This is a genomic window from Streptomyces sp. NPDC054847 (assembly GCF_053610925.1).
The window spans coordinates 1-7,064 of the sequence record NZ_JBSGZJ010000375.1 but is presented as its reverse complement, the minus strand read 5'-3'; the positions used below and the strand labels follow the sequence as shown (position 1 = coordinate 7,064).

Below are 7,064 nucleotides of genomic sequence, written 5' to 3'. Positions count from 1 at the left end.
GCCCCGCTGGGGGCACCTCCCACGGCCGCCAGGCCGTAGGGGGAGTTTGAGGCGCGGGGGTCCGGGCGCAGAGCCCCCGGTTTCGGGAAGGGGCGGGGTGGGGAAACGGCCCCGCGCAGCGGCCCCGCCCGCCAGGGCCCGGCGGTCCCGCCCGCAAGGCGGCCCCCGTCCGCCAGGGCCCGGCGGTCCCGCCCGCAAGGACGTCGGGCGGGCCGCCCGCCCCGCGTAGACTCTTCCGGTGAACGCCGCCCCCGCCCCCACCGCCGAGACCCTGCGCAGCGCCCTCGCCGGGCTGCTGGACGGGCTGCCGCCCACGCAGGCCGCGCAGGCCGTCGAGCGGCTGATCGTGAACTATCGGGGGGACACCCCCACCGGTTCGCCCATCCTGCGGGACCGGAGTGACGTCGTCGCCTACGCCGCGTACCGGATGCCCGCCACCTTCGAGGCGGTGCGGGCCGCGCTCGACGCGCTGCGGGCCGCTGCGCCCGGCTGGGTGCCGGGCACGCACGCCGACATCGGCGGCGGGACCGGCGCCGCGAGCTGGGCGGTCGCCGACGCGTGGGAGGAGGCGGCGCCGAGCACGACGGTTCTTGACTGGGCCGAGCCCGCGCTCGCGCTCGGCCGGGAGCTGGCCCGCGCCTCGCAGGTGCCCTCCCTCCAGGCCGCCCACTGGCAGCGCTCGCGGATCAGCTCGGCGCTCCGTATCGAGAGCATTGATCTCGTCACGGTGTCGTACGTCCTCAACGAGCTCGATCCCGCCGCCCGTGCCGCCGTCGTCGCGGAGTCCGCGCGCGCGGCCGGCGCAGGCGCCGTCGTGATCGTCGAGCCAGGCACCCCCGACGGTTACGAGCGGATCATCGAGGCCCGCGACACCCTGATCGCCGCCGGGATGCACATCGCCGCCCCCTGCCCCCACAGCGCTGCCTGCCCCATAGAGCCGGGCTCCGACTGGTGCCACTTCGCCGCCCGCGTCTCCCGTTCGTCGCTGCACCGTCAGGTGAAGGGCGGTTCGCTGGCGTACGAGGACGAGAAGTTCAGCTACGTGGCCGCCACTCGCTTCCCCGTGGAGCCGGCGACCGCCCGGGTCACCCGCAAGCCGCAGATCCGCAAGGGCATGGTGCTGCTCGACCTCTGCACCAAGGACGACGGGCTGCGCCGAGACACGGTGACCAAGCGCCACGGCGCGCTCTACAAGGACGCCAGGGACGCCGAATGGGGCGACGCCTGGCCGCCCCGCACACCAGAGTGAGACGAGACGTCTCGGTTCATCGTTGCTAGATTGGCTGCCATGAGCGAGATGAAGGCACCCGACTCCGCCCGCCGCAGCGAACGCTCCCGGCGCGCGATCTACGACGCGGCCCTCGCCCTCGTGGGTGAGATCGGCTACCCGAAGACCACCATCGAAGGCATCGCCGCCCGCGCAGGCGTCGGCAAGCAGACGATCTACCGCTGGTGGCCCTCGAAGGCGGCCGTGCTCCTCGAGGCGTTCCTCGGCATGGCGGACCGGGCGGCGGAGGCGGCCGGGCCCGGCGGCTATGAGATTCCCGACACCGGGGACATCGAGGCAGACCTCCGCACGGTCCTGCGCGCCACCGTCGACGAGATGAACACCCCCGTCTACGACGCCCCCGCCCGCGCGCTCACCGCAGAGGGCGTGGTCAACGCGGAGGTCGGCGCCCAGTTCGTCGAAAGGCTGCTCGAGCCGCAGCTCCAGCTCTACGTCACACGGCTGCGCGCCGCGCAGGAGGCGGGCCAGGTGCGGTCCGGGATCGATCTGCGCGTCGCCCTCGAACTCTTCACCGGGCCGCTCGCCCACCGCTGGCTGCTGCGCACCCTGCCCCTCACGCACGAGTACGCCGACCAGATCGTGGACTGTGCCGTGAACGGTCTCGCGCCCCGCGACTGATCCCGTGCGCCCCCGGGATGACGACGTGCCCCACCCCGGTTGAGGACTGTGGCCACCCGGGGAGCAGGATGGTGGGACCATGGCAGGGTCCGCGTGGGGCGAGCGTGAGGTGTGAGGGGATAGATGGGCGACGGTATCGGCCGCTACCGCGGCACGGAGGGCAGGCCTTCCCGGGAGAACAGGCTGGCGCAGTGGCTGCGCCGCCGCAGCGGGAACACCGACGCGGAGGACTCGCAGCGCGAGGACCTGCTGCTGGCCGCCGCCGCCGCCGGACTGCCGCTCGCGCCCGCCGCCCACCCGATCGGCTACCGCTGCTCCTGTGAGCGCATCGGCTGTCCGACACCGGCCACCCATCCGGTCTCGTTCGCCTGGCAGACCCAGTCCACGACCGACAAGGCACAGATCCAGCGCTGGGCGCAGGGCCAGCCGGAGGCGAACTTCATCACCGCCACCGGCATGGTCCACGACGTGCTCGACGTCCCCCTGGAGGCCGGCCGGGGTGCGCTCGCCCGGCTGCTCGAGCGGGGCATCGACGTCGGCCCGGTCGCCGAGGTCGGCGAGGACCGGATGCTGTTCTTCACCGCCACCCGGGGCACCCCGGAGGACGAGGACGAATGGTGGCCCTGCGCACTGGACTGCCACCCGGAGACAATGGACGAGCACCCCGGCCTGCGCTGGCACTGCCGCGGCAGCTACGTCCTCGTACCGCCCGCCCGTCTCCCCGGCGACGGTGACCTTTCGGTCGCCTGGGTCCGCGGCCCGGAGCATCCGCTGCCGGACCCGCTGACCCTGCTGGAGACGCTGACGGACGCCTGCGCGAAATACGCGGGCGAGAACGAGGACATCGACCACCACGCGGCAGCCTGGCCCCTCGGCCGCTGAGCTCCGTCCGCGGTTTCGCGCCCGGGTCGCGGCCCGGCGTGCCGCGCCGCACCTCGGACCCGTCCGCTAGACGGCCACCGGCATACGGACCGGTACGCCCGGCGCGAGCCCCGGCCACCGTCTCGCGTGAGCGGTAGGCCCGGTCGCCCCCGGCCACCGTCCGGCGTGAGCGGCACGCCCGCGAGCCGGCAGACACTGAGTTCCGGCGCACCCGTCCTTGAACGGCGAGTCCCGGCGGCCACCCGCCCTTGAACGGCGAGTCCCGTTACGAGCCCTTCGCCGCGGTCAGCCCCGTCAGACGGCCCACCACGTCCACCGCCTGGCCGGGCTCGCCACCGTTGCCCGGCGGGACGAGGACCACCTGGCTGGACACCCGCTCCTTGGTGATCGTGGTTTTCACCTCGCCGGTCAGCAGTGCCTTGACGTCCGGCACCACCTTCAGCCGCACGCCCTTCGCGGCCGTCTGGCGTTCGAAGTTGCGCACCGAGAAGAAGACGAAGGCGTCGCCGTCGCGCGTCATCAGCCCCAGGGGCCCGAAGGCGCCGGTGTCCAGCGGCTGGTCGAGGTACTGGGTGTTCACGCCCGGCACGTTCGCGTTCTTCTTGCGGTCCTCGCGCCAGGCGGAGGTGTGGGGGCCGGGCTTGAAGTGGTCCGGCTTCCCGTTCTGCATGTACGAGGCGTACTCCTCGCTCAGGTTGCGGGGCGCGACCGCCGTCGCCGCGCTGTCCGGGGCGACGGGCTCCGCGTAACCGTCCTTGTCCGTCCGGAAGGCCGGGATCTGCTGGGGGAGCATGATCGTCAGGTAGGCGGCCTTCCATCCTTCGTCCGCGCCCGCGCGCACGAAGACGAGGACCCAGCGGTTGTCCGCCGCGCTGTCGTCCCGGTCGCGGTTGGAGTCGGTGTCCGCGACGAACCAGCGCGGCCAGCCGGCCTTCTTGGGGATGGTGAACTTCGCGTCGGTCAGCTCCAGCGGCACATGATTCGGGTTGCCGCCCGGGAAGTTGACCTGACGGGCCTTGAGGCCGGCCTGGTTGATCGCGCCGAGCGCACCGGTGACATGAGCCGCGTCCAACGCCGGGTCATAGGCCTTGTCGGCCTTGTTGTACGCCTCCGTGAACGCCGCGAGAGCCTTCGCCGCCTCGTCCTTCGTCGCCGAAGGGACGACTTCCAGTTCCCCGTGCACCGTCACGCACGCGCTCGCCGTCAGGGACAGTACCGCCGTCGCCGCGAGACCCGTCGCCGCCCGACCCAGCCTTCTCATCGGTTGCCTTCTGCTCCTCGACCCCCATGGACCGTCCGAACCCTACCGGGGCCCGTGACAGGCCGGACGCCGGGACCGGAATCAGCGCCCACACCGTGACCTCGCCGACGGCCGGGCCGGCCGGAGGCCGAACACGCCCCGGTCCTCGCCGTCCGCCGCCGTGGGACCGCCCGTTGGCGAACGGGGATGCTTGAATGCCTGCGTGAACGAACTCGACGCGCTCGGCGTACCCGAGGTTCTCGACGTCCTCCACGTCTTCTGTGGCGGTGACGGGCGGCACGGAAACGCCCTCGGCGTGGTGCGTGATGCCCGTCGCCACCCGGACCGCGGGTCCCGGCAGGCGCTCGCCGCCCAACTGGGCTTCAGCGAGACGGTGTTCGTGGACGACCCGGAGCGCGGCGCCGTCGACATCTACACGCCCGCGCAGCGCCTGACCTTCGCCGGGCACCCCCTCGTCGGCGTCGCCTGGCTGCTGGACCTCCAGGCCGTACGCCCGCCGGCGGGCGAGGTATGGGTGCGCGACGACGGCGAGTTCACCTGGATCACGGCCCGTGCCGAATGGGCGCCGCCGCGACGGCTCGAGCAGTACACGTCACCCGCCGAGGTCGACGCGCTGCCCGTGCCGCCGCCCGGCGAGGGCAGGCTGTACGCGTGGGCCTGGGAGGACGAGGCGGCGGGCCGGGTGAGGGCGCGCGCGTTCGGGCCGCGCGGCGACCTCGCCGTGGAGGACGAGGCCACGGGCGCGGCGGCGCTGCTGCTGACCGACCGGCTCGGACGGGCGCTGAACATCACTCAGGGCCGGGGATCGCAGATCCTCACCGCCCCCGGCCCTGACGGCATCGTGGAGATCGGCGGACGCGTACGCCTCGCGGCACCCGCTCCGCTGTCCGTGCCCACGGCCGGCCCCGCGCCCACGCCCCTGCCCGCCGAGGGGCGCCCGACCGCTCCCGCCACGCGGATGACCCTTCAGCGCAGCGAACGGGCCCGGCTGCCGCACGCGGTGACCATGCCGGAGGTCACGCGCTGAGCGGGAACTCCCGCTCGAGGTCTCGGAGGATGGCCACGTTGTGGTCGAACGCGACGCGGCACTCCTCGATCATGCGCTGCTTCTCCAGGTCGTCGGCCCGGACCGCGTCCAGCAGTTCGCGGTAACCGCGCTTGAACGCCGCTGGGTTGGCGATCTGCTCGAAGACGTAGAACCGGACGCCGTCGCCCTTCCGGTCGAAGCCCCACGTCTTCTCCGCCACGTCGCGCAGCACCTGGCCGCCGGAGAGGTCGCCGAGATAACGGGTGTAGTGGTGCGCCACATAACCCGCGGGCCAGGTCCGCGCGCACTCCTCGATCCGGGCCGCGTAGGCGGCCGTCGACGCCAGCGGTACGAGCTCCTCCGGCCGGACGTCCGCGCCCCGCAGATGCCCCAGGTCGCGCTCCAACTCCGCGGTGCGCATCAGCTCGGGCCGGATGAAGGGGCCCGCGACCGGGTCGTCCTTCAACGTCTCGGCCGCGCCTTCCAGTGCCCGGTAGACGAACCACAGCTCCTCGGTGTAGCGCGCGTACGCCTCGACACTCAGCCGGCCGCCGAGCAGGTCGTCCATGAAGGACGACATCTGCACGGTCGTGTGGCGCTCGTGCGAAGCGAGACGGATCTGCGTCGAGAAGGGCGTGCCGGTTGCTTCCAAGGCGGGCCTCCAGGGACCGAAGAGGTCGGGAACGAGCGCCAGTGGCTGTTGCCACCACCGATCCTGCTACTTAGGCTTACCTAAGTCAACGTGTTCCCGACGACCTGTCGGTAAAGACGTTACCCACCTCGGGCGTCACGGCAACGTAAGAATTTCCGCCCCGGTGTCCGTCACCACCAGCGTGTGTTCGAACTGCGCGGTGCGCTTGCGGTCCTTCGTCACGACCGTCCAGCCGTCGTCCCACATGTCGTACTCGTGCGTCCCCAGCGTGAGCATCGGCTCGATGGTGAACGTCATGCCCGGCTGGATCACGGTGGTCGCGTGCGCCGCGTCGTAGTGCGGGATGATCAGCCCGGAGTGGAACGACGAGTTGATGCCGTGCCCCGTGAAGTCGCGGACGACGCCGTAACCGAAGCGCTTGGCGTACGACTCGATCACCCGGCCGATGACATTGACCTGGCGGCCCGGCCGGACCGCCTTGATCGCGCGGTTCAGCGACTCCCGGGTGCGCTCGACGAGCAGCCGGGACTCCTCGTCGACGTCACCGCAGAGGTAGGTGGCGTTGTTGTCGCCGTGCACACCGTTGATGTACGCCGTGACGTCCAGGTTCACGATGTCGCCGTCCCGCAGCACCGTGGAGTCCGGGATGCCGTGGCAGATGACCTCGTTGATCGAGGCGCACAGCGACTTCGGGAAGCCGCGGTAGCCGAGCGTCGACGGGTAGGCGCCGTGGTCGCACATGTACTCGTGCGCGACCCGGTCCAGTTCGTCGGTGGTCACCCCCGGGGCGATGTGCTTGGCGGCCTCCTCCATCGCCTGCGCGGCGATGCGGCCCGCGATACGCATCCGCTCGATGGTGTCCGCGTCCTGGACCTCCGACCCGGAGTACGGGGTCGGCGCGGGTTTCCCGACATACTCGGGACGCCGGATGTTGCCGGGTACGGATCGGGTGGGAGAGAGCTCCCCTGGTACGAGCAGCGACTGGCCAGACATGGCAGCGAGTCTAACCAGGCCCGCTGGGGCAGCATGGCCTCAGAGGAAGGAGCCGACGATGGCCCTGTTCAAGAAGCGCACGGTGGGCAAGCCGGGCGAGTGGTACTACTGCCTCCAGCACAAGAAGGTCGAGGAAGGCCCCGAGTGCCCCGCGAAGGACCGCTTCGGCCCGTACGCCTCCCGCGTGGAGGCGACGCAGGCGATGGAGACGGCGCGGGAACGGAATCTCGAATGGGAGAACGACCCCCGCTGGCACGACGGGGCGGCCCGGCCGTCCGACGACTAGGGCGGTGGCCGCTGCGCGAGGCTGTTCCCCTCCCCGCCCCTTCCCGCTGTATCGATG

The 7,064-nt window shown here is 72.0% G+C and carries 7 protein-coding genes and 1 pseudogene; 5 read left to right on the top strand and 3 right to left on the bottom strand.

Features of this window, described 5'->3' with window-relative positions; all coding sequences use genetic code 11:
- The first annotated feature begins 238 nt into the window (after positions 1-238).
- The 3 genes from ACWGH4_RS27600 (at position 239) to ACWGH4_RS27590 (ending at position 2,788) form a co-directional block, all read left to right on the top strand.
- A complete protein-coding gene (locus ACWGH4_RS27600; protein ID WP_453465724.1) occupies positions 239-1,249 on the top strand; it encodes a small ribosomal subunit Rsm22 family protein in 1,011 nt (336 codons plus the stop codon).
- A 39-nt stretch (positions 1,250-1,288) separates the two neighbouring features.
- Positions 1,289-1,906, top strand: a complete 618-nt coding sequence (locus tag ACWGH4_RS27595; protein WP_453465722.1) for a TetR/AcrR family transcriptional regulator — start codon at positions 1,289-1,291, stop codon at positions 1,904-1,906.
- A gap of 123 nt (positions 1,907-2,029) precedes the next feature.
- A complete protein-coding gene (locus ACWGH4_RS27590; protein WP_453465720.1) occupies positions 2,030-2,788 on the top strand; it encodes a bifunctional DNA primase/polymerase in 759 nt (252 codons plus the stop codon).
- A 265-nt stretch (positions 2,789-3,053) separates the two neighbouring features.
- Here ACWGH4_RS27590 and ACWGH4_RS27585 read toward each other — a convergent pair whose 3' ends face one another.
- The gene (locus ACWGH4_RS27585) at positions 3,054-4,049 is read right to left on the bottom strand and encodes a hypothetical protein (RefSeq protein WP_453465718.1); all 996 of its coding nucleotides are present in this window, start codon (positions 4,047-4,049) and stop codon (positions 3,054-3,056) included.
- 202 nt (positions 4,050-4,251) lie between these two features.
- On the opposite strand from ACWGH4_RS27585, the pseudogene ACWGH4_RS27580 reads away from it, so the two are divergent.
- A pseudogene (locus ACWGH4_RS27580) lies at positions 4,252-4,923 on the top strand (PhzF family phenazine biosynthesis protein); the annotation flags it as partial.
- 142 nt (positions 4,924-5,065) lie between these two features.
- Here the strand turns inward: ACWGH4_RS27580 and ACWGH4_RS27575 are convergent.
- Positions 5,066-5,728: a biliverdin-producing heme oxygenase gene (locus tag ACWGH4_RS27575; RefSeq protein WP_441262705.1), complete on the bottom strand. Its 663-nt coding sequence runs from the start codon at positions 5,726-5,728 to the stop codon at positions 5,066-5,068.
- A 135-nt stretch (positions 5,729-5,863) separates the two neighbouring features.
- A complete protein-coding gene (gene map / locus ACWGH4_RS27570; protein ID WP_453465716.1) occupies positions 5,864-6,721 on the bottom strand; it encodes a type I methionyl aminopeptidase in 858 nt (285 codons plus the stop codon).
- Between the two features lie 58 nt (positions 6,722-6,779).
- On the opposite strand from map, the gene ACWGH4_RS27565 reads away from it, so the two are divergent.
- A complete protein-coding gene (locus ACWGH4_RS27565) occupies positions 6,780-7,007 on the top strand; it encodes a hypothetical protein (RefSeq protein ID WP_189473966.1) in 228 nt (75 codons plus the stop codon).
- Positions 7,008-7,064 lie beyond the last annotated feature (57 nt).

What these genes read in the sequence shown, in the direction of transcription:
- ACWGH4_RS27565 (WP_189473966.1), top strand. Translation starts at nt 6,780, where the DNA reads ATGGCCCTGTTCAAGAAGCGCACGGTGGGCAAGCCGGGCGAGTGGTAC.
- map (WP_453465716.1), bottom strand. Translation starts at nt 6,721, where the DNA reads ATGTCTGGCCAGTCGCTGCTCGTACCAGGGGAGCTCTCTCCCACCCGA.
- ACWGH4_RS27590 (WP_453465720.1), top strand. Translation starts at nt 2,030, where the DNA reads ATGGGCGACGGTATCGGCCGCTACCGCGGCACGGAGGGCAGGCCTTCC.
- ACWGH4_RS27595 (WP_453465722.1), top strand. Translation starts at nt 1,289, where the DNA reads ATGAGCGAGATGAAGGCACCCGACTCCGCCCGCCGCAGCGAACGCTCC.
- ACWGH4_RS27585 (WP_453465718.1), bottom strand. Translation starts at nt 4,049, where the DNA reads ATGAGAAGGCTGGGTCGGGCGGCGACGGGTCTCGCGGCGACGGCGGTA.